Annotated in this window: 16 protein-coding genes; 3 read left to right on the forward strand and 13 right to left on the reverse strand. The window is 33.7% G+C overall.

The window, feature by feature from the left end:
• Positions 1–13 precede the first annotated feature (13 nt).
• The 3 genes from BUA99_RS02585 to BUA99_RS02595 all read right to left on the reverse strand — a co-directional run bounded on the left by BUA99_RS02585 (position 14) and on the right by BUA99_RS02595 (position 7,316).
• The gene (locus tag BUA99_RS02585) at positions 14–1,597 is read right to left on the reverse strand and encodes a RagB/SusD family nutrient uptake outer membrane protein (protein WP_072987884.1); all 1,584 of its coding nucleotides are present in this window, start codon (positions 1,595–1,597) and stop codon (positions 14–16) included.
• An 11-nt stretch (positions 1,598–1,608) separates the two neighbouring features.
• Positions 1,609–4,578, reverse strand: a complete 2,970-nt coding sequence (locus BUA99_RS02590; RefSeq protein ID WP_072987887.1) for a SusC/RagA family TonB-linked outer membrane protein — start codon at positions 4,576–4,578, stop codon at positions 1,609–1,611.
• A 731-nt stretch (positions 4,579–5,309) separates the two neighbouring features.
• On the reverse strand, positions 5,310–7,316 hold the full coding sequence (locus BUA99_RS02595) for a kojibiose hydrolase (protein ID WP_072988689.1): 2,007 nt from the start codon (positions 7,314–7,316) through the stop codon (positions 5,310–5,312).
• Positions 7,317–7,622: 306 nt separating this feature from the next.
• On the opposite strand from BUA99_RS02595, the gene BUA99_RS15545 reads away from it, so the two are divergent.
• Both BUA99_RS15545 and BUA99_RS02605 read left to right on the forward strand, forming a co-directional pair.
• Positions 7,623–7,829: a LacI family DNA-binding transcriptional regulator gene (locus BUA99_RS15545; protein WP_394333237.1), complete on the forward strand. Its 207-nt coding sequence runs from the start codon at positions 7,623–7,625 to the stop codon at positions 7,827–7,829.
• A 965-nt stretch (positions 7,830–8,794) separates the two neighbouring features.
• Positions 8,795–9,826: a LacI family DNA-binding transcriptional regulator gene (locus tag BUA99_RS02605; protein ID WP_072987894.1), complete on the forward strand. Its 1,032-nt coding sequence runs from the start codon at positions 8,795–8,797 to the stop codon at positions 9,824–9,826.
• Positions 9,827–9,834: 8 nt separating this feature from the next.
• Here the strand turns inward: BUA99_RS02605 and queG are convergent, their stop codons facing one another.
• From queG to BUA99_RS02655, 10 genes are all read right to left on the reverse strand, one after another.
• Positions 9,835–10,755 (reverse strand): tRNA epoxyqueuosine(34) reductase QueG, encoded by a 921-nt coding sequence (gene queG, locus BUA99_RS02610; protein WP_200778638.1) that lies wholly within the window; start codon positions 10,753–10,755, stop codon positions 9,835–9,837.
• Between the two features lie 92 nt (positions 10,756–10,847).
• A complete protein-coding gene (gene ruvB / locus BUA99_RS02615) occupies positions 10,848–11,870 on the reverse strand; it encodes a Holliday junction branch migration DNA helicase RuvB (protein WP_072987900.1) in 1,023 nt (340 codons plus the stop codon).
• Positions 11,871–11,950: 80 nt separating this feature from the next.
• The gene (locus BUA99_RS02620) at positions 11,951–13,747 is read right to left on the reverse strand and encodes a cytochrome c oxidase subunit I (protein ID WP_072987903.1); all 1,797 of its coding nucleotides are present in this window, start codon (positions 13,745–13,747) and stop codon (positions 11,951–11,953) included.
• 30 nt (positions 13,748–13,777) lie between these two features.
• On the reverse strand, positions 13,778–14,938 hold the full coding sequence (locus BUA99_RS02625) for a cytochrome c oxidase subunit II (protein ID WP_072987906.1): 1,161 nt from the start codon (positions 14,936–14,938) through the stop codon (positions 13,778–13,780).
• A gap of 19 nt (positions 14,939–14,957) precedes the next feature.
• Positions 14,958–16,430, reverse strand: a complete 1,473-nt coding sequence (locus BUA99_RS02630) for a cation-translocating P-type ATPase (RefSeq protein WP_072987908.1) — start codon at positions 16,428–16,430, stop codon at positions 14,958–14,960.
• Positions 16,431–16,457: 27 nt separating this feature from the next.
• Positions 16,458–17,006, reverse strand: coding sequence for a c-type cytochrome (locus tag BUA99_RS02635; protein WP_072987910.1), 549 nt, complete (start codon positions 17,004–17,006; stop codon positions 16,458–16,460).
• Between the two features lie 8 nt (positions 17,007–17,014).
• Entirely contained in the window at positions 17,015–17,539 is a 525-nt protein-coding gene (locus BUA99_RS02640) for a DUF3341 domain-containing protein (RefSeq protein WP_072987913.1), read from the reverse strand.
• Positions 17,532–18,935 (reverse strand): NrfD/PsrC family molybdoenzyme membrane anchor subunit, encoded by a 1,404-nt coding sequence (gene nrfD, locus BUA99_RS02645; RefSeq protein WP_072987915.1) that lies wholly within the window; start codon positions 18,933–18,935, stop codon positions 17,532–17,534. Before nrfD ends, BUA99_RS02640 begins: the two co-directional genes overlap by 8 nt.
• 37 nt (positions 18,936–18,972) lie before the next feature.
• Positions 18,973–22,029 carry a TAT-variant-translocated molybdopterin oxidoreductase gene (locus BUA99_RS02650; RefSeq protein ID WP_072987918.1) on the reverse strand — a complete coding sequence of 1,019 codons (3,057 nt, stop codon included), beginning with the start codon at positions 22,027–22,029 and terminating at the stop codon, positions 18,973–18,975.
• Positions 22,030–22,058: 29 nt separating this feature from the next.
• Positions 22,059–23,396: a c-type cytochrome gene (locus tag BUA99_RS02655; RefSeq protein ID WP_072987921.1), complete on the reverse strand. Its 1,338-nt coding sequence runs from the start codon at positions 23,394–23,396 to the stop codon at positions 22,059–22,061.
• Between the two features lie 211 nt (positions 23,397–23,607).
• On the opposite strand from BUA99_RS02655, the gene BUA99_RS02660 reads away from it, so the two are divergent.
• Positions 23,608–23,997, forward strand: coding sequence for a sporulation protein (locus BUA99_RS02660; RefSeq protein WP_072987924.1), 390 nt, complete (start codon positions 23,608–23,610; stop codon positions 23,995–23,997).
• The last annotated feature ends 572 nt before the right edge of the window (positions 23,998–24,569 follow it).

Here is a 24,569-nt window from a genome sequence, read left to right on the forward strand (position 1 = left end):
TGATAAGAAAAAATTAATAACCAGGGTTCTGCTTTATATTTGCATTGAACAAAGCATCTGCTGGAATTGGAAACAAAATATATTTATTAGCTGAAACATATGTTTTTAATTCTCTAGCTTCTAAATATTTACCAAAACGAACCATGTCATTTCTTCTCCATCCTTCAAACCATAACTCTTTCCCTCTTTCTGTATAAATAGCAGCTAAAGTTGTTGGAACTGTACCAGCGACATTCGTTCTTGTAACTAACTGTGCAAGTTTTACAGGATCATTTATACCACTTCCCCCTCTTAAAATTGCTTCTGCCTTCATTAATAATGCGTCAGAATAACGCATAAGTACGTAGTCATTTTCAGGAGCACCTAAATCAGCTTCATCTGGAATATATTTTTGACTTCTAATACCCGCTGATTCAATCGCTTTAGCGTCTGATATAACAAGTTTTAATGCAGGAGTGAATATTAGCAAATTTCCTTTCCTATCTTTAAGATTAATTGTTCCGGCGGGCAAATTAGTATATGCAACACCATTTGCATCTTTATCTTTTCCTTCTGCATCACGATTTTTTCCGTTTTTCATTTGACCAACTTGAAAACCAACATTATTTCCAAATGCATTAATAATATATTGATCAGAATTTTTTATACGTCTATCATTTGGATTAAATCTGTTGTAGTATTCTGCTACAGTTGCAAACCCATTCCAACCATCAGGTGTCTGTTGATAATGCATACCCATTCTCCATCTTGACTGTATTCCACCACCAGAGGTTCCTCTCACATTTTTAGAAGAGAAAATAATCTCTGGTGAAGTATTGTTCGTTGGCTTGAAATTATCCCAATAATCAGTTGCCAATGAACTATTTATAGCATCAACATTAGTCACCACTTTTGTCATATCTGCAGCATCAAAAGTATATGGACCAGCAGGATCAACAGCATTAAAAACGCCTTTATTCAAATACAATTTTGCTAGTAAAAAATGCGCAGCATCTTTATTGACAAGACTTGCATCATTGATAATTCTAGCTGGCAGATTTCCAATAATAGCCTCTAATTCACTTATAACAAACGCAGTAGCCTCTTGTCTTGTCCAAACTTTTGGATCTGATTCTACTGCACTTCCGGCTTCTCTATATGGCACTTGCCCAAATAAATCGATAACATTATAGTAATAGAAAGCCCTCAAAAATCGAGCTTCAATAATTTGTCCTGCAGTACCATTCTCTATAACTAAGTTACAGTTATAAACTTGAGACAACAATGAGTTCCAAGCGTTTCTAATCTCAATATTATCGGGTGCCCATGTATGATTGTGCAATTGCCTCCACTTAGCGGCATCATCCCAGTCACCACCTCTTGTAGGTCCAACTAATGCATCAGTTGACATCTCATCTAGGGCAAACATCTTATCTTGATCTTGAAAACCGCGCAATCCTTCATTTGCAGTCTTTAAAAGTGAAGCAGTATTTACTGTTCCACCAGTTTCCTTGAGTACTACACCGTCTAATACTTCCTCGTCTAAATTTGTACAACTTACTCCTAGCACAATGGTACTAGTATACAAGATGCTTTTAATAATATTAATTCTTTTCATTGTTTTTTTTGTTAAAATGTTACGTTAAGTCCAAGTGATACACTTTTATCTCTAGGATAAGACAAATACTCCATTCCTGCTGAAGGCACACCGTTTAATGATTTATCAGTATCGACCTCTGGATCAGAACCTGAATAACTTGTAATTATAAATAAATTAGAAGCATTTACAAAGAAACGAGCTGATTTAATTCCGAATTTCTCCAATGAATTTACAGTATAACCAAACGTTAAGTTACCCATTCTTAAAAAATCTCCTTTTTCTAAATACTTAGTAGAAGGTGAATTTGGATCTGTTGCTGATTGAGGAGATGTTGCAGCTTCTAAAGTTGTATTTCTACCTCCAAGGAACGCTGATTTAAAAAAATAAGCATTAGTTGTGTTATTATAAATATAATGACCAAAAGCGCCATAAAATGAAGCACTCGCATCAAACCCTTTATAAGCTAAACTTGTAGTGAAACCTACATTAATTTTCGGTAAAGGCTGTTTGTCCAATAACTTTTTAGCAGCTCCACCTAAACTCGCATCGTTTCCATCTGCATCTGCATAAATCGAATTTCCATCTACATCATAGCCTCTCCACTCATACAAAAAGTAGGTATAAGCAGGAAGATTATTTGTAATTACCTGAGCATAAGCATCCGTTAATCCCTGACCGTTTAATCCTCCTGTGGCAACAAAACCAGTAAAGTTTCTTACTTCATTATTTAAGAAAGAAGCATTTGCAGAGATGTCCCAAGTTAAATCTTTAGTATCGATAACTTTATAGTTCAACGAAACTTCCACTCCTTTATTGATTAAATTTCCAGGTAAATTTTTAAAACGAGGAGATGGCGCTCCGGGCTGCGTCGCCGCTGCCGGGATAGGAAAAATTAAATCCTTAGTATCTCTTTGAAAGTAATCAACTGATCCGGATAACTTATTATTAATTAATTCAAAATCAGCACCAACTCCATATGATTTAGTTGTTTCCCATTTCAAATCAGCGTTCGAGTTTGTATCAACATTCAAGTTGCCATTATTACCGTAAGAGGCTCTAGCAATTGCAGAGTTTGGAGCAAATTCTTGATTTCCTGTAATACCGTAATTTGCTCTAATTTTAAAAGTATTTAAAAGACCCTCTTTATCCTCTATAAATTTATATCCCAAACCTACAGAAGGGAAATAATCATATTTATTATTTACTCCTAATTTTGTTGAGCCATCAGCTCTTAGGGTAGCAGTAAGTAGCAATTTTTTAAATATGGTAGCATTGATCCTACCAAAATAAGATTGTAATTCAACTCTATTTCTATAGGATGAAACTCTATATTCTCTTTGAAGACCTCCCTCAATATTATCAATCAAATTTACCTGGTTTATATTATAACCTTTCCCACTTGAAAAATTTCCGTCAGCATTATAATCATAGTAAGAATATCCAACTAATGCATCTAAATTTAAATTATCTCCAAAATCATTATTATAATTAAGTGTATGCTCAAAAGTCTTATTAAATTTATTTTGATTATTGATAAAAGCTGATCCATATTTTACCTCTTGAGTATCAGGATCAGTTCCTCTAAAGGCATCTCCTGAAATTATCATTGTCGGTAATAGTTGGCTTTTTCTACTAGAGGTTGAACTTTCAATACCAAGTAAAAACTGGTACTTCAGTTTACTAGTAATTTTCCATGTTGTATTAATACTGCCTAATAATTTATTCGTGTTAGTATAATCGTTATAAGATTCTAATAATTGAACTGGATTTAAATAATCATCTCCAACTACGTTAAAAGAGCCATTTGAATTTCTTATAGGAGAGGTAGGGTTCCAATATAAAGCAGTACCAATTACATTACCAATAAAACCAGCGTTATTTGACAATAATGTTGCTTGATCTTTTAATGATGCGTAAATAATTCTTGATTCAACTTTAACAGCGCCTCCAAAAAAGTCATTTGAATTGTAAAACGAAGCAGTATACCTGTCCAAACCAGTATTTCTTACGATACCGTCAGTATTAGAGGCTCCAAAAGATACTCGAGTATTAGAATTTTCCGTAGATTTTGTGAAAGACAAATCATGATTCATAACAAATCCGTTTCTCAATACGGCATCCTTCCAGTTGTAAGATCTTGATCCAAGATCAGTGCCTCCCGCAGCGGCAAACTGGTCTCCATTCATTACGTCTAGTTTACCAGATAATTTACTAAACTGGAATGAAGTACTATACGTTAATTGCGGTACGTTAGACTTCCCCTTTTTTGTGGTGATTACAATAACTCCGTTGGCACCACGAGATCCATAAATTGCCGTTGAAGAAGCATCCTTTAATACTGAAATACTTTCAATATCATTTTGATTAACAAAATTTAAAGGATTCCTTGAAGATGAGCTTCCAAGTAATTCTGCTCCTCCTGCTGATACATTTCCTCCATCTAACGGCACACCATCAACAACAATAAGTGGCCCATTACCAGAGCGAATAGATGAATTTCCGCGAACTCTAATAGCTACACCTGCACCGGGTTCACCACTTGATTGTGTAACTTGAACACCAGCAACTTTACCTCTTAACAATTGAGCTGGTGAGGGGGCTGCCACGTTGTCAAAATCTTTAGATCCAATTTGATCAACCGCACCAGTAGCATCTTTTTTTCTAACACTACCGTAACCTATAACTACAACTTCTTTTAATTCAGCTGAATCTTCTTTTAAAGCTACGTTTATAGTATTTCTTCCTGCTACGTCTACCTCTTGCGTTTTAAGACCTATGTAACTAAATATTAAAACGGCATTTGCACCCACATTTCTGATGGTGAATTTTCCATCGAAATCGGTTTGCGCACCGTTTGTCGTTCCTTTAACTAAGATAGACGCACCTGGCAATGGCCCACTTCCATCAGATACTGTACCAGACACATCTTGAGAATACGCCACACTTGTACAGAGCATCAATAGGAATGCCACTAAGGATTTTATTAAAATATTTTTCATACGTAGTAAATAAGTTGGTTAATAATTTTTTTTAATATTGGTTTGTTTACTTCTAATATCAAACATAAGGATAATATTAAGATAAATTTAGCATTTCATTAAACTATAACGTTTTCGCAACACCGAAAACGTTTTCGATTTAAGTATTAAAACTTTAAAAAATTATAATAAAAATTACATTAGCTACAAAAAAGTATTTAAAATTATAATAATACTCAAGTAAAATCTTTATTTAAGCTTTCGACATTACTATAACAAAGATTAGTACTAATATTTTTTTAAAATGATAAACATCTTCTCTTTTTACAACTTATATTGTTGTACATGCAGTTGAGAATCTAGTTAAAACTTTAAATATTCGCAGATAATAATAAATGATAAAATTGAAAATTGAATAAAAAACAACTGTATAAAAACTGAAAGAATAAGTAAAATTTTGATGAGTTAAAACTTGTAATTTTTACAACTTTTTTGAACAAGATGTCGAATTGAATACCCTTTTTAAATATGTTGCTTCACCTGCACATTATATCATATTACGAATTTTTATGCGTATCATCAACTTCAAATTATTTAAAAAAAAGTAATTTGCCAATTTGGGAGAATATATTACGCGAAATAAAATGAATGAAAAACTAGGCTAATTCATAAGAAAACGAGTTTAATTATTGTACTAAACCTGATTATAAATCACACAAAACGCAATCTAAAATAAATGAATCGTTTAATAATTATTTTATTTCAATTGTCTTATTATCAACACCAATTCCGATAATTTTTAAAGATTTCCATTGTTTTGGAAGCAATCCTTTGTTATATTTTAGTCCTGTATCTGTTAGTTCAACACCGCCAAAACCATAAATAACTGCTTGTAACATGGCGCCTGCACCAGTTGCAAAATAGGGATTATTACTATTTGCTGATTCTGAAAATACTCCAAATGGAGGACGACTATTAGGCAAGTACGCTTTTACAAAATAATCATAAGCTTTCTCTCTATTGCCTAAACGGGCATATAAGACAGATAGAACTCCCGATGCCATTGCAGGACCGTCTTTTTTATCGATTTTTTCTGCATAGTATTCAAGATCTCTCTCAATTTGTCCTTTATCGGTAATTACATTCAATGGATAAGCTAACAAATTCACATCTGCCTGTTTTATCATTTGTCCCTCGTATCCTTTATAATTTTGCGTAATACCATTTTTAGTATGAATTAACAATTTGTTACTTATGGTAATCCACTTTTGATTGATTGGCTCATTTAATATTTTGGCGGCTTTTATAGTGTTTTTTAAAGATTCAATTGCAGATGCGTTTGTAAAAGCATTATCATCCACGTGTTGAGCGTACTCATCAGCGCCTACAACGTTTAAGATTGAGAAACTACCATCTTGGTTTTCAACAACACGACTTACCCAAAAATCAGCTGTTTCTTTGAGTACTGCCCACTCTTTTCTTAACCAACCCTTATCCTGTGTGTATGCATAATAATTCCAGAATGCTATCGAAACATCAGCTGTAATATGCTGTTCATAAATGCCAGTTAATGCCCACGTTGGTGTAGCTTCTTCACCTGTATCATCTGATTCCCACGGATACATAGCTCCTTTGTAGCCATAAATAAAAGCTTTTTGTTTTGCTTTTTGTAAGCGGTCTGAACGATAATCTAAACATGATTTTGCCATCTCAGGTTGCATGGCCAAAAGTGTTGGATACATCCATAGTTCAGTGTCCCAAAATATATGACCGTTATACCCTTGTGAGGACAATCCCATAGGTGCAATGCTTTGTCTAGTGTCTGGTCGAATAAAGGAATATAAATTATATAACGCAAAACGCACACGTTGCTGCGCATCTAAATCACCTTTAATTTGGATATCTCCAGTGTTCCATAACTCTGCCCAAGCTTGTTTATGTCTATTTAAAAGTTTGTCAATTCCCTCTTGTAAAGCATATATCGGTTGTCTCTCCGATTCATTTAAAGGATCAGTAACATCCTTAGAAGTACAAATTCCTCCAGCTATAGCAAAACGATATTTTTTTCCCTTTTTCAATTTTTTTGTAAAACCAACTTCATTATTAGTTTGCTTTAAAGCCACATAATCTCCATCAAAAAGAAATGTAGTTGACGCGGCAACTGTGTATTTACCCGTTAAAGTTTTAGCGACAGTACCAAAAACTGGCATTAAATATTGGTTGTCTTTTAGTACACGAAACTGACTTTTAGCCTCTTTTAATTCGTCAGGAACTGTCATGTAATTATTAGCACTGATCTCTATATCTTTAGATGGAATGATTTCGACTATTGCCATTGCTGAAAATGGTATCGCTCTGTTAGCTAAAATTGTGTAATTAATAGTCGCTAAATCTTTAAATGAAAATAAAGTGGTGCTTGTTCCCTCTTTCATTGAGACAACTTGAGACCAATTACTAATATTATCTGATTTAATATCTTGATTATTAATAGTCAAACGTAGATTTAAAAATTCTATCCCGCGCACAACTCTACTGATACCATTTTCAGGGCTTCCATCATATACACCATTCAAAATAATTTCTTTTGTTTTTAGCGGTGTATCATCTGTAACAATTCCTATTTGGCCGTTTGCCATAGATACTCCATAATAATTTTCTCTTGAAGTGGCTAATAAATGCCACTCGTCTGACTTAGTTTGACTAAAAACTAAAGGGCCAATTAAAAGAAAGAAAAATAAATATTTATACGTTGATATCATAATTGGATTATTTAATTTATTAAATTCAAACATAAATAATATAATCTGTAAAAAACTTGTTGCACATCTATATCACTATTATTATATCTCGAAAACGTTTTCGAGCATTTATGATTTGAATAAAAAATCTTTACATTGCTGAAAAAATAAAATAATTCGTGAAAATTGCTTTTAATTGAGAATTTATTTAATCAGCTTTCTACATGTTAAAGTACAGTCCATAAATTGTAAATTCGTTTTTGAGATATTTCCAAATTTTGCTATTATTGTTTAGAAAATAATACCAACAATCCAACTCTTAAAGAAATTGCAGCTCACCTAGGAGTTTCAACAACAACCATCTTAAAGGTTTTAAAAGGATATGGTGACGTAGGCCCTCTAACAAAAGTAGCAGTTATGAATATAGCTAAGAAATTGACTTATTCTCCTAACAATTTTAAAGTAAATTTAAGAGCAAAAGAGTCAAAAACCATAAGATTAATAATTCCAGTGCTTGCGCACTACTTTACCTAAAATATAATAAAAGGAGAACTAACTGCAGCAGAGAAAAGAGATTATTTAGTTCTAATTTTACAGTAAAATAAAAAATTTGAATTCGAAAAAAACAAATTGAATTATTAATAAATAAAAGAATAGACGGAATATTGATGTCTTTTTCCAATAAATTAAACAATTAGACACTTAAATCCCATAATTTTACAAGGTGTACCATTAGTTCTATTTGACAAAATTGCAAAACTAATAAATTGTTCTAAAGCGAATTGTAATGACAAAAAAGCAGCTTCCGATACAATTTGCTGTATAATAATAAAGTTCACAAAAAAATTGCCCATTATTGAAGTTCCTGTCTGCATCTCAATGCAATTGATCAATTTTTAGGATGTAAAAAAGCGCTAGAGGACAATAACCTTCAATATGATTCATTCATGTTTATTTGTGATCATAATGCCAATTTTCGAGATGGCTATGAGAACGCTAAAAAAGTAACTGCTAAACATCCTGAGATAGATGCAATTTTTGCCGTCAAGGATTTAGTAACGATCTGAATTATTAAGTATAGTAATAAAACTAGAATTTTATACCTTACCAAATTATAGTTTTAGGATTTACCAATAGGTTTACGTCAAGCATGGTAGGTCCTAAACTTTCAATAATTAATGAACTTGGGTGTGAAATAGATAAAAAAGCAGCTACATTTTTTTTGATAATATAAATTTAAAACGACACTATTGACTAGCGGTTTTTAATTTAATTAGAAACTCACATTCACAAACGAGAGTTATCGTACATATTTGAAGTTTTATAGCTTGGAATGAAAATATTACCTTTAAAATAAAATTAATTTACAATGAATATTATCTAAATAAATTAAAATCAATATTTTCGTCAAGTCGTTAGAAGAAAATTGTTTACGCACTTCACTAACAATTAAACAAAGATTTACTAATTTTCAACATTTAACTGCATATAATTGATTTATGAAAGACATCACTCTCAAAGAAATTGCATTTCAATTAGGTATTTCTATTACAACAGTTTCAAAAGCACTTAAGGATTATCCAGATGTAAGCCCGCAAACAAGGAACGCTGTAAAAAAGCTTGCCCAAGAATTACATTATACACCCAACAGTTTTGCAGTAAATTTGCGAACCAAAGAATCAAAAACAATTGGATTAATCGTACCTGAACTGGTTCATCATTTTTTTTCAAATGTCGTTAATGCAATAATCAATGAGGCAGAAAAAAATGGATATTTAGTAATAATTTTACAATCTAATGAGAGTTTAGCTTTAGAAAAAAAACAAGTGGAACTGCTTATCAATAAAAGAGTTGATGGAATAATAATGTCGCTTTCTAACGACTCTAATAATGACGATCACATAAAAGGTATTTGTGCAAGAAATATCCCGTTTGTAATGTTTGATAAGATTTCAAAATTATCTACCTGTTCCAAAGTTGTCATTAATGATCAAAAAGCAGCTTTCAATGCCGTCCAGCATTTAATTGACATGGGTTGCAAAAAAATAGCGCATATTAGAGGACCAGCAAATCCACAAAATTCAGTAGATCGCTTTATCGGTTTTAAAAAAGCACTTGAAAAAAATAATATTGTTTTTGATCCATCTTTAGTTTACACATGCGAAAATGTAAGTTTTGAAGAAGGGAAACACTTTGCTGAGCAAATTATTAATGACCATAAAGACATTGATGGCATTTTTGCAATTACTGATTTAGTTGCTGTTGGCGTTTTAGCATACCTTAATGAAAAAGAAATAAAGATCCCAGCTCAAATAGCTGTAATTGGATTTAGCAATTGGTTTATGTCTCAAGTACTTTCTCCAAAATTAAGTACAGTTGATCAACCTAGTCGAGAAATGGGAATTGAATCATTTAATTTATTGCTGGAAGAAATGAACTGTCACAAGGAGGGAAAAATATTTAAACCAAGAACGATAGAGCTAAAAACAAGTGTAATTATAAGAGATTCGACCATGAAAATAGTGATTTAGTGACGAAACTATGTTAAAAAGTCGATATTTCTTTTTATACCCTGAAATTTAGCACGTTTTATTGGCGAATTTTTAAAAACAGCTTTAAACGTTTCTTCAGTTATCTCGATCCAATCTTTTTTTGACATAGATAAAATTTCAGAATTAGCATTAAATAATGGCTCAGAGTGCGGTTTTGCAAACCTATTCCAAGGACAAACATCCTGACAAACGTCACAACCAAAAGCCCAATCATTAAACAGTCCTTTCATCTCGACAGGAATATTTTCTTTTAGCTCTATGGTAAAATAGGAAATACATTTACTTCCATCTACCACATAAGGGGCAACAATAGCTTGTGTAGGACATGAATCAATACATGCTGTACAACTTCCACAGTGATCCGTAACAGCATGATCGTATTCTAATTCAAGATCAATTATAAGTTCAGCGATAAAATAAAATGAACCTACTTTTTGAGTCAGTAAATTACTATTTTTTCCTATCCATCCTAGTCCGCTTTTCGCGGCCCATGCTTTATCTAAAACTGGTGCAGAATCAACGAATGCCCTGCCAGAAACTTCACCTATAGAGGATTGAATTGAAAATAAAAATTCTTTTAATTTATCTCTGATAACCAAATGATAATCTTCCCCAAAAGCATACTTAGATATCTTATACGAATCAACGTTCTGCAATTGATGTGGATAATAATTAAGTAATAAAGATACTACGCTTTTAGCATCTTCAACAAGCAATGTAGGGTCAAGTCGCTTGTCAAAATGATTTTCCATGTATGACATTCCACCATTTTGATTGTTATTTAACCATCTTTCCAGGCGTGGTGCTTCTTGTTCTAAAAAACCTGCTTTCGATATTCCACATGATAAAAATCCAAGGCGTTTAGCCTCAGATTTGATAAAATTAGTATGTTTTTGTTTAGAATTTATGACAATTTATAATATTGGAAATTAGCAAAAAATCCAGTTAGCTCAATTAATATAAGAGAAAACAAGTCTCTTCAATCTTAAAGATAATCAATTTAAAACAACCCTCCTTGAATGTTAGTATTTGATTTACCTAAATGTTTATAAGCCTTTTCAGTGACTTCACGACCTCTAGGAGTTCGCATGATAAAACCTTCTTGAATAAGAAAAGGTTCGTATACTTCTTCTATAGTTTCACTACTTTCTGATACAGCTGTCGCCAATGTAGATAGACCAACTGGACCACCTTTAAATTTATCAATAATGGTGTTTAAAATTTTATTATCCATATCATCTAATCCATAAGCATCTACATGCAATGCTTTTAGCGCATATTTTGCAATTTCGATATCTATTGTGCCATTCCCTTTTATTTGAGCAAAATCTCTTACTCTACGTAATAACGCATTTGCAATACGAGGAGTCCCTCTACTTCTACCAGCAATTTCTATAGCCGCTTCAATCGAGATTGGCATTTTAAATATAGAAGCGCTTCTTTCCACAATTGTAGTTAGAAGTTCAGTAGTGTAATATTGTAAACGCGAAGATATTCCAAAACGTGCCCGCATCGGCGCAGTAAGCAAACCGGATCTTGTCGTAGCGCCAATTAAGGTAAAAGGATTTAAATTAATTTGCACTGTTCTCGCATTTGGTCCCGACTCTATCATGATATCAATTTTAAAGTCCTCCATCGCTGAATATAAATACTCTTCTACTATTGGACTTAAACGGTGTATTTCATCAATAAACAAAACATCTCTCTCTTCAAGATTAGTTAGTAGGCCAGCTAAATCTCCCGGCTTGTCTAAAACGGGGCCTGAAGTAATTTTAATTCCAACTTGTAATTCATTAGCAAGGATATTAGCTAAAGTAGTCTTACCTAACCCAGGAGGCCCATGAAATAATGTATGATCAAGCGCTTCATTTCGTTGATTAGCTGCTTGTACAAATACTTTTAAGTTTTCCAATACTTGATCTTGACCAGCAAAATCATCAAAAGACAGCGGCCTTAATTTTTTTTCAAGATCAAATTCCTCACTATTAAAAGCGTTTGAAGTAGGGTCTAAATTTTCATTCATAAAACAAAGATAATGTAAAGTTAGAAGTAAAAAAAAATGCCTTCCAGAATAGAAAGGCATTTTAAAAATATTATCTTGATCTAGTGGTGTAACACTTCTTCACCAGGTTTCATAGGTACATTTTGTGGCACAAAATCAACATCGTGATGAGGATTGCTATAATCGTAAGGCCATCTATAAACTACTGGTAGAGCGCCGGGCCAGTTACCATGAATATGTTCAACAGGAGCTGTCCACTCTAACGTGTTTGATTTCCAAGGATTCTGCACTGATCTTTTTCCGTAAAAAATACTAGCGAAAAAGTTGTACAAGAAGATTAACTGGAATGCACCACCAACTAAGGCAAACATTGTTATTAATACATTTACATTTTGTAAGTCGTCAAATAGTGGAAAGTTAGTATTTGTGTAATAACGTCTTGGTAATCCGGCTAATCCTATAAAGTGCATAGGGAAAAATACACCATAAGAACAAACTGCAGTTACCCAAAAATGTATGTAACCTAAATTCTTATTCATCATTCTTCCGTACAGTCTAGGAAACCAATGATAAACACCAGCAAACATTCCATACAAAGCAGATATACCCATTACCAAGTGGAAGTGAGCAACAACAAAATACGTGTCATGAACATTGATATCTAAAGTACTATCTCCAAGTATAATACCTGTTAAACCACCAGTAATAAACGTCGAAACCATACCAATAGAGAATAACATAGCGGGGTTAAATTGTAAATTCCCTTTCCACAAAGTCGTTATCCAGTTGAAAGCTTTTACTGCAGATGGAATTGCGATCAAAAGTGTTGTAAAAGTAAATACTGATCCCAAAAAAGGATTCATACCAGAGACAAACATGTGATGACCCCACACAATCGTGGATAAAAATGCAATCGCCAGTGTAGAAATAATCATCGCTCTGTATCCGAATATTGGCTTACGAGCACTAGTAGCTAAAACCTCAGAAACAATTCCCATTGCAGGAAGAATCACAATATACACCTCAGGGTGACCTAAAAACCAGAATAAGTGTTCAAACAATACCGGCGAACCTCCTTGATAATGTAACACTTCACCAGCAATATATATATCTGACAAGAAAAATGACGTACCAAAACTTCTATCAAATATTAGTAATAAAGCTGCTGACAAAAGCACAGGAAACGACACCACTCCAATAATTGCAGTAACGAAAAAAGTCCAAATTGTTAATGGAAGTCTAGTCATAGACATGCCCTTAGTTCTTAAATTAATTACTGTAACAATATAATTCAATGAACCCATTAATGACGATGCAATAAAGATTGCCATAGAAATTAACCAAAGTGTCATTCCAGTTCCTGAACCAGGAATAGCTTGTGGCAATGCACTTAAAGGTGGATAAATTGTCCAACCAGAAGATGCAGGCCCCGCTTCAACAAATAATGAACTTAACATGATTACTGCTGATATAAAAAACAACCAATATGAGATCATGTTCATAAAACCAGAGGCCATATCTCTTGCGCCAATTTGAAGTGGAATAAGTAAATTACTAAAAGTTCCACTTAAACCCGCCGTTAAAACAAAGAACACCATTATAGTTCCATGAATAGTAACGAGTGCTAAATAAATATCATTAGCCATAACTCCGTTTGGAGCAAACTTATCGCCAAGTAAAATATTGAATATTTTAAATGATTCCTCAGGCCATGCTAATTGCATTCTAAATAGTAATGACATCAATATACCGATGACTCCCATGAATATACCAGTAATTAAGTACTGCTTGGCAATCATCTTATGATCTGTACTAAATATATATTTAGTAATAAAAGTTTGTTTATGGTGGTGTTCGTGCTCGTGATCCATTGCGTGATCGTGACCTTCTGCTGACATATATCTTTACTTTAAATTTTCTTAATATTATTATTTCATTGCCACTTTAGCAACAGTTGCAGTATCAATAGCTTTAGTAGAGTCTGACTTGATTTCCCCATCAACTGCAGTAGGAGGAGCGTTCGCTTCTTTAACCTGATTTACTAATAAAGCTTGTTCACTTAACCATTTTTTGTAATCTTCAGGAGTGTCAACGATAACTTTCATTTGCATATTGTAGTGTGAAGCTCCACATATTTTGTTACATAAAAGTAAGAAATCAAATGTATAAGGATCAAGCGCAGCCTCCCCTTTTGCAACAAGACCAACACTCTTCTTTGTTCTCAAATCATTAATGTGCGCTACTTTTTCTATCATATACGGTAACTCTCTGTACTCATCAGTAGTTAGTACAGGCGTAAAAGCAAATTGAGTAATCATACCTGGAACAACATTCATCTGGGCTCTAAAATGCGGAAAATACGCAGAATGTAAAACATCTTGAGATCGCATTTTGAATTGTACTTTTTTACCTTTCGGGATATGCAATTCAGTTGTTACCACAATATCATCTTGAGAATAAGGATCCGCCATATCCACACCAAGACTATTCACACCTTCAATCAACCTAACATTTGCTTTTCCTAAAACATTATCCTCTCCTGCATATCTAATTTTCCAATTAAATTGCTGCGCATATACCTCAATAATAATTGTATCCTCATCTTCATCAACAAACATAATATTTGTCCATGCGTACAAGCCGTACAAAATTAAACCCGCAAGAACAACAGCCGGGATTCCACTCCATATCGCTTCAAGCTTATTATTATCTGCAAAATACAAAGCCTTTCTGTCTTTTTTACCTCTGTATTTGAAAGCGAAATAATGCAATAATACCTGAGTAATAGCCTGCACAATAAAAATCAAAAGCCAAGTAATATTCATCAAACGATCAACCTCAAAACCATGTTCCGATGCTGGTGTATGAAGAACTAAAGGACCCCACTTAAATAAACCGTAAATTGTGAATATGTATAAAAATGCTAAAAAACCAAACATTAAGTAACCTTGTACATTGTTATCCTCATCAGTAGCTACTTCTGAACGATCAGGGTTTGATCCAACTTGCGTAAGGTCGAATATTTTAGTCAATTGCCATAAAGCAACAGCTAATAAAACTAAAACTATAATTACCAACAAACTTGTCATCTGTTATTTACTTTAAATATTAATAATGAAAATGTTTACTCTCTTCTATGAAAGGATTTCTTTTTGGCAATAATGGCACCTTAGTCATAGCAGTGAATACAATATAAATGAACAACCCAAGGAAGAATAAAACTGACGCTATTTCAGAAATACCAATAAACCATCGATCACCAACTGTTCCAGGCATAATCATTATAAAGAAATCAAGATAATGACCAATTAAAATGACAACCCCAGCCATAACAAGAATCCAGCTTATTCTTTTAAAATCTGTGTTAATTAATATTAGTAATGGAAATACAAAATTCATCACAACTGCTCCAAAAAATGGCAAATTATACATCTCTATTCTAGTGATATAATAAGTCACCTCCTCAGGAATATTTGCATACCAAATAAGCATGTACTGTGAAAACCATAAGTATGTCCAAAAAACGCTAAAACCAAACATGAATTTTGCAAGATCATGAATATGACTTGTATTCACATGTTCTAATGCCCCTTGAGACTTAAGATATAATGTCACTAGAGCTATGGTAGTTATCGCACTCACAAAGAAGCTAGAGAAAACATACCATCCAAACAAGGTACTAAACCAGTGGGGATCAATTGACATAATCCAATCCCACGACATTATCGATTCGGTTACAATAAAAAATACTAAAAATATAGCCGAAAGTTTAAAATTCTTTTTATAAAAAAGATTATCATTAGCATCATCTTGAGCCAAACAGTTTTTTCTTGAATAGTATCTGTAAAGATTCCAACCTATTAAAAATATCGCTGCTCTAATTATCCAAAATGGAAAATTTAAATATCCTGCTTTGTTTGCTATGAGTTTATCTGTTGCAACTACTTCAGGATCTAACCATACGAAAAGGTGATTTAAATGAAAACCACACAGAAGTAAAAAGATAAAGAATATAATTGAACCAATAGGCAGATAAGCAGTGATCCCTTGCATAACTCTAAAAAGTACAGGAGACCATCCAGCTTGAGCCACTTGCTGAATAGCATAAAATGCCAAAACACCGAGTGAAATAAGCATAAAAAATATACATGCGACATAAAAAGCAGACCAAGGTTTATTTTGTAACTGGTGCAAAACATGAGTCAAGTGTTCCGTATGTTCTTCTTCTGCAGTCAATACATGAGCTTTTTCTCTTCCGGCAGTTAAATCAGTTAAAACTAAAACTTCATTTTCTTTACTAACTTTTGTAGAATCATCTGCGGTTGTAACTCCTTTATTTGAAACCACAACACTTTTATCAATAGATGCTTTTTCATCACTTGAGGAAGTTTCATGATGCTCATTCTTGCTAGCATCATCGTGATTTGAATCGCCATGACCACCATGACTTTCTGCTGCAAGAAGCTTCTCAACCTCTTGAATATCTTTAGGTGCAGCATAAAAACCATACCCTATACCTAAAATCCCTAAGGTCATTAAGATGAAAGACAGTGTTTTTAATTTACTTGAAAATGTATACATATCTATTACGATCAGTTTGTTCAACAATTATAATTTTTCTTTAAGCTTTACAACATAAGCAGCAACTAACCAGCGTTCATGCTGATTTAACTGATTTGAATATGCTCCCATGGAATTTAATCCGTAAGTCATTACATGATAAATGCTACCTTCATTAATCACTCTATCTTTATAACTCGGAATACCTAATAATTTACCTTGAGTAACTAACTTACCTTTACCATTACCCTCATTACCATGGCAAATCGCACAGTAAATTTCGTACAACTCCTTAGCCTTTGCAAAATCTTTCTCTACTATAGTATCTAATGGTGACTTCGAATTTAGCTTTGCAAGATCGTAACCCTCTGTTGAGTTTTCAAAACCATAAGGAACGAAACCTCTTTTAAGAGAACCATCTGCAGGAAGTTGTCCTTCTTTACCATTCTTAAACGCAGTAGACTCTGAATAAGTATCATATCCAATATGTTCATACATATTTGGAAAATACTGATAGTTTGGCGCAGTAGTATTATGGCATGACGAAACTAAAATCGAAATTCCAAATAGAAGTGTTATTTTATATATGCTTTTCATATCTCTAATTAATGCTTATCTATTACTTTAACTTCTATTGCTCCCGTATTTTGAAAAAAAGTGATTAACTCTTCCTCATTATCTCTTACAGCCACTTCCATTAAAAAATGATCATCTGTTGTTCGTACGTCTGGATTTTCTGCCTGTTTAAAAGGCCATAATTTACTTCTCATATAAAAAGTAATTACCATCAAATGCGCTGCAAAAAAAACTGTAAGTTCAAACATAATTGGAACAAAAGCTGGCATATTTTCTACGTAACTAAAACTTGGTTTTCCACCAATGTCCTGAGGCCAATCTTGAATCATTATGTAGTACATCATCCACGTGGCAAATGCTAGACCAACACATCCATATAAAAAAGAACAAATAGCTAATCTTGTAGGCGCAAGACCCATAGCCTTATCCAATCCGTGAACTGGAAAGGGCGTGAAAACTTCTTCAATATGATGACGAGCTGCTCTAGTTGTTTTAACCGCGTCCATCAAAATATCATCGTCATTATAAATGGCGTATATTACTTTATTACTCATGGTGTGAATCTTTATTTGCTTCTCTTTCTCTCTTATAATTTTCTCCCGTAGCTTTCAAAATTGTTTTTACCTCCGCTTGTGCAATTACTGGGAAAGTTCTAGCGTATAACAAAAATAAAACAAAAAAGAAACCAATTGTACCTATAAAAATACCTATATCAACGAACGTAGGAGAAAACATCGTCCATGAGGACGGTAAATAATCTCTGTGTAATGAAGTAACTATAATAACAAAACGTTCAAACCACATTCCTATGTTTACAACAATTGAAATTATAAACGAGAACATGATACTTGTTCGCAATTTTTTAAACCACATGAACTGCGGGGAAAAAACATTACAAGTCATCATTGACCAGTAAGCCCACCAATATGGACCTGTCGCTCTATTTAAAAAAGCGTATTGCTCATATTCTACACCTGAATACCACGCTACAAATAGCTCTGTTATGTAAGCAACACCTACTATTGAACCAGTAATCATAATTACAATGTTCATTAATTCAATATGTTGCACTGTTATATATGCCTCTAAATTAGACACTTTTCTCATAATAATAAGCAAAGTATTTACCATTGCAAACCCCGAGAAAACAGCTCCTGCAACAAAATATGGAGGAAAAATGGTAGTATGCCACCCAGGAATTACAGATGTAGCGAAGTCCATCGAAACAATTGTATGTACCGAAAGAACAAGAGGAGTAGCTAAACCCGCAAGAACCAATGAAACTTCTTCAAAACGCTGCCAGTCTTTCGCTCTACCGCTCCAACCAAAACTTAAAATTGAATAAACTCTTTTATTAAATGGTGTGATAGCTCTGTCTCTTAGCATTGCAAAATCGGGTAGTAAACCTGTCCACCAAAACACCAATGAAACAGATAAATAAGTTGAAATTGCAAAAACATCCCATAGTAATGGAGAATTAAAGTTTACCCATAAAGAACCAAATTGATTCGGAATAGGAAGTACCCAGTACGCTAACCAAGGACGACCCATGTGAATTATTGGAAACAACCCCGCTTGAATGACTGAAAATATGGTCATAGCTTCGGCTGAACGGTTGATTGCCATTCTCCACCGCTGACGGAAAAGTAGCAACACTGCAGAAATTAAAGTTCCTGCATGTCCAATACCAACCCACCAAACGAAATTGGTAATATCCCAAGCCCATCCAACAGTCTTATTTAATCCCCAAGTTCCAATCCCAGTTGAGACGGTGTAAATGATACAGCCAAGTCCCCAAAGGAAGGCTATTAATGCAATTGAAAATACAATCCACCAATGTTTGTTTGCCTTTCCTTCAACAGGTGCGGCTACATCTATAGTTACATCGTGATAAGATTTATCACCTATAACTAAGGGTTTTCTAATGGTTGCTTCGTAGTGAGACGACATAATCCTTTATATTGATTCTTAATTAATTTACTTTGTACTAGGTATTTCTAACTTTAACGTGATAAATCACATTTGGTTTTGTTCCAACATGCTCTAAAAGATGATACATCCTGTCATCTGCGACTAATTCTGTAATGACAGCATCAGTATCGTTTATATCTCCAAACTTCATTGCTCCTTGTGCACAAGCATTTGAACAAGCAGTCTGAAATTCACCATCAACTACTGGTCTTCCTTCATTTTTCGCTTTCAAGATAGTGGCTTGTGTCATTTGGATACACATAGAACATTTCTCCATAACACCACGCGAACGAACATTTACATCTGGATTTAGTACCATACGACCTAAGTCATCATTCATATGATAATCAAATTCACTATTTTTATTATATAAGAACCAGTTAAAACGACGTACTTTATAAGGACAGTTATTAGCACAATAACGAGTACCAACACATCGATTGTAAGCCATGTGATTTTGACCTTGACGTGAATGTGATGTTGCAGCAACAGGACATACAGTCTCACAAGGTGCGTGATTACAATGTTGACACATTACCGGTTGAAAAGAAACTTGAGGATTTTCGCCAGCTTTTTCCATTTCATTGAAAGTTGAAAGAGAACTACTTAAACCTGATATATTTTCTTTTCTTTCGTTATCACCTGCAAACGTATCTTCCGAAGAATAATACCTGTCGATACGCAACCAATGCATATCACGACTTCTTCTAATTTCCGCTTTACCAACTACTGGTACATTGTTTTCAGCATGGCACGCAATCACACAAGCACCGCAACCCGTGCAAGCATTCAGATCTATCGAAAGATTAAAATGATGCCCTACAGATCTATCAAAAGGTTCCCATAAATCGACTGTAGTCGCTTCAACCTCTTTGTGATCCAAAGAAACCACTGGTTGTTTATTCCAAAACTCAGGTTGTTTTGTATTAAAAATCTCTAATGACGTTTCTTTAATAATATCTCCTCTACCCATTAAAGTTTTTTGACCTTGAACACATGCAAACTCGTGCTCTCCACCCGCATTTTCTAATGTAATATTTTGAATATTATCGAAATTTTTATATAACGGGTAAGCATTCAATCCTACTATCATTTCTTCTTTCATCGCTGATTTACGACCATAACCAAGAGCTAAACCAACTGTCCCAACAGCTTGTCCTGGTTGAACTATCACCGGAACATTCTCTAGTTTTAATCCGTCAACTGTTGTAATTGTGGCATAACTTCCGTTCAAACCACCGTTTGCAACAATTTCATTTGACATTTCATATTTATCAGCATCTGCTTTAGAAACAGTTAAATAATTATCCCATGAAACTCTAGTTATTGGGTCAGGAAATTCCTGTAACCAAGGGTTATTGGCTTGTTGTCCGTCTCCTAAACCTGTTTTAGTATACAAAACAAGTTCTAAACCTTTTCCACTTTTTGACTTTGCTAAGGTAGTAGCAGCACCATTATAATCAGCTGAACCCACTGAAATATTTACACTACTTCCAACAAAAACACCATCATGCAAAACTTGATTCCATGTAGAACCAGCTATTATTTCTGATGAGTTTAATTTTATATAGTCATAAAAAGAACCTGTTTCACCATTCAATGAAAGCAAAACATCTTGAAATTGTTTAGTAGTAAAAAGAGGTCTGATTGTAGGCTGAGTAATACTGTAATTACCCTTAACAATGCTTAGATCGTTCCACGACTCTAGATAATGAGGAACTGCGGCAGCGATTGTGCTGATAGAAGCAGTTTCATCATCTTTTAATGAAAAAGAAACAGATGTTTTAACCTTTTTAATACCTTGGACAAATGCCGTACTGTTTGGTAAAGTGTAAACAGGATTAATACCGCTCATAATTAATGTATGAACTTTACCAGCGTTCATATCAGCAACTAGCTGTGAAACCTTAATATTAGATCCCTTTCTAATTTGTCTAACACCTGATTTAGCAAAACCATCACTAGATAAAATTTGATTGATCGCTATAACTAAAATCTGTGCATTTTTATCTTGTATGCCAGATACTATCAAGCCTTTAGATCCTGCCGCCTTCAATTGTTGACCGACTTTAGTAACCTCTGCTTTGAATTCGGGATCTAAAGTAACTGCAACACTAGAATTAGAAACAATATTATATATATGAACTAACGCTTGTTTTTGATTAGCGGTTGACATCGCAAGCCGTTTGTCAGCAGCAGCACCAGAAAGTGTCACATTTGACTCCATTTGGAAATGACGAGACATTCTACCGCCTTTTGGAATTCTGCCCTGCGCATAACCGGCAGCGTATCCCCCACCTTGCCAATCTCCAAGAAAATCAGCACCAACTGAAACAATTAATGAAGCCTTTGAAAAATCATAATTAACTAGAGCTCTTTCCCCATATACAGTCTCAAAAGCATCTAAAGCCTCCGATTCAGAAACAGCATCATAAATTACATGCTTAGCATTTGGATTTTTACCCAAAAATTCACTTATTAATTTTTCAGTTGAGGGACTGGCTAGCGTATTTGTAAAAAGAACAACCTGACCTCCTTTTGCAGAAGCATCAGCAATACTCAATTTTATTTTTGAATCTACTGAGGACCAAGTTGAAGCTTTACCATCAATTTTTGGCTCTTTCAAACGCATACTATCATATAAAGAAAGTATAGAAGCGTGAATTCTTGCATTCGCACTGAAATTAGCACCTTCGATTGTATTATTATCTATCTTAATCGGACGCCCTTCACGTGTTTTTACTAATAAATTAGCAAAATCAAAACCGTCAAAAACAGACGTTGCGTAATAATCAGCAATTCCCGGGATAATCTGCTCTGGCTGTAGAACATAAGGTATTGATTTGTTAACAGGACCCTCGCAAGCTGCAAGCGTTGCCGCTGCTGTACTAAAACCAACGTACTTTAAAAAATCACGACGTGTAGTTGATGAGGATGCCAAAGCATCAATATTTCCTAAAAACTCATCAGTAGGAATCTCCTCAACAAATTCGTTATTTTTAAGCGCCCCAACAATAGAACTACTTTCGTCTAGTTCTTCAACACTTTTCCAGTATTTTTTGTTTGATGACATATATAAATATTAAAATCTTAATAAATTAATTAATAATGGCATTTACCACATTCTAAACCACCCATTTGTGCGGCAGTTAATTTCTCAACACCATATTTTTTAGAAAGTTCCTCATGAATTTTAGTGTAATATTCATTTCCTTCCATTTTAACTTCTGTTTTTCTGTGACAATTAATACACCATGACATCGTCAATGGAGCAAATTGCTTTTGAATTTCATACTCTTGAACTGGACCATGACAAGTCTGACATTCAACACCAGCAACATTAACATGTTGTGAGTGGTTAAAATAAACAAAAGATGGCAAATTATGGATTCTTACCCATTTAACAGGCTCAGTTTTACCAGTATACTTTTGATTCTCAGCATCCCAACCAACAGCCTTGTATAGCTTTTGAATTTCATTATCATAAAAGGCCTTAGAATACTCAGGTGTAGCTGTGGTATCAGAAACTTCAGCAATACTTTTATGACAATTCATACATACGTTCAATGACGGAATACCCGAATGCTTACTAACCCTTGCAGAAGAATGACAATAATTACAATTGATTCCATTACTTCCTGCATGAATTCTATGTGAATAATGAATAGGTTGAATAGGCGCATAATCTTGATCAACTCCTACTTGCATAAGAAAACCATACACAAAATACGCACTAGCTAAAAGCAAGAACACCGAGCTAATCAGTACTAAAAACTGATTACGCGCAAACGCTTTCCAAATTGGAGTCGTTGGAGTCTTCGGCGCAACTTCAATACCATTGGCTTTAGCTACTGTGGTTAAAACTTTGTTTACAAGAAAAAGCATAACAACTAGAACTATCATAACCAAAGCTAGGGCGCCCAGAATAATGTTGTTAGACATTCCGCTATCTGCAGGAGCAGCACCAGGAAGAACTTCTGCACCAGCAACGGCAACAGGAGCTTCCATCTTTGGCTCAGATGTGTATGCAATAATATTATCAATATCAGCATCAGACAACTGCGGAAAATTAGACATTACCGCTTTATTATACTCCTCGTAAATTTTGATAGCCGCAGGATCTCCAGATTTAATCAATTCAGAACTATTTCTAATCCACTTGTACAACCATGGCATATCATGTCTATTTATCACTCCTCTTAAAGCAGGACCAGTCGCCTTCGCGTCTAGTTTGTGACAAGCAGCACAATTTCCGTTAAACAATTCTTTACCTTTTATAGCATCGCCTGCACCTGCAACAGCAGGAGCAGCGGCCACATCGGCTACTGCAACAACAGGAGCTGCCTCCTGTGCAAATAAACTTAAAGAAAAAATTACCGATAAGGTCAAGCCTAAGAGTAATTTCCTTGTGATCGAATTATGGTTACCCACCTTTTTCATATTGTATAAATATTATCTACTAAAAATTGGCACAGTTTTTTCAACAGTTTTACTGGACTGGTCCTTCTTTTAAAACTTGTACAAAAATACGACTAAAGAACTATTCTTAAAACCCAAAAATTGTCTTAATTTCAATTTATATTTATTCTAAATAACGCAGTCATACGTACCTAACTTATTATATATTATTTTTGCGTAAAACAATCACATTATGAGAAATTTAGCTTTAAAAAAAACTAGCTTAACATTTATATTCCTTTCTCTTTCCTATTTTGAAGCAACGGCGCAAGAAGGCATCATAACTTTAAAACAAGATTCTAAATTTGAACAATTCCTAAATGAAAGAAGAAAAATCGTAGTTTTACCTACTATTAATGAAAATTACCAAATTCAGATATTCAGCGGTGAGAGCGATAAAGCAAAATCAATACTTGCGGAATTTCGCCAAGAATTTAAAGAAACAGACGGATCAATTTACTTTTTTACTCCGAATTTTAAAGTTTGGGTGGGAAACTATAAAACAAGAATTGAGGCTGAAAAAAATTTAATTACTATTAGAAAACAATACAGCAACGTGCTACTAATCAGACCTTCAAAATAAGAACAGAAAATCTTTCTGCAATTGATTTCTATGTCCGAAATTAAAAATAAGCACAAACAAAAATAACATTTTTTAATTTTTAAATCTACAAACCACTTTCTACCGACGTGGTTAATAGGTTTAAAAATTTGCAATAAGCTCGATAACCTTTTAGAGATCGAACAAAATCTTAAAAAAAAAATTTTTTTTTAATTTCACAAAGTATCTCGAGGACCAAATTAAGCAAAAGAATATTTATTTACATCGCAAAAGCCTTATCATAATAAGTACTATCTTATTAAGTGATTAACTTACTAAAATAAAAAGCAACTATTTTATAAATGATTCTAAAACAAAATTATCAAAATATGATGATTAAAATTTATTATAAGAATTAAATTTTAAATATAAGCATGATCCAATACTGATAAATTAAAACCATTATTAAAACTGCGCTACCAATCATTATAATCAGCTTGGTTGTAAAAACTTACTCCAAACAACCATCAGTCATCAACCCTTTTAAATCAAAATTTGTATTCCCTGCAAAATATAATTCCACCTAAAAAAGGAGAAATTCTGACTACTACCAA

This window comes from Flavobacterium segetis (genome assembly GCF_900129575.1).
Taxonomy (GTDB): domain Bacteria; phylum Bacteroidota; class Bacteroidia; order Flavobacteriales; family Flavobacteriaceae; genus Flavobacterium; species Flavobacterium segetis.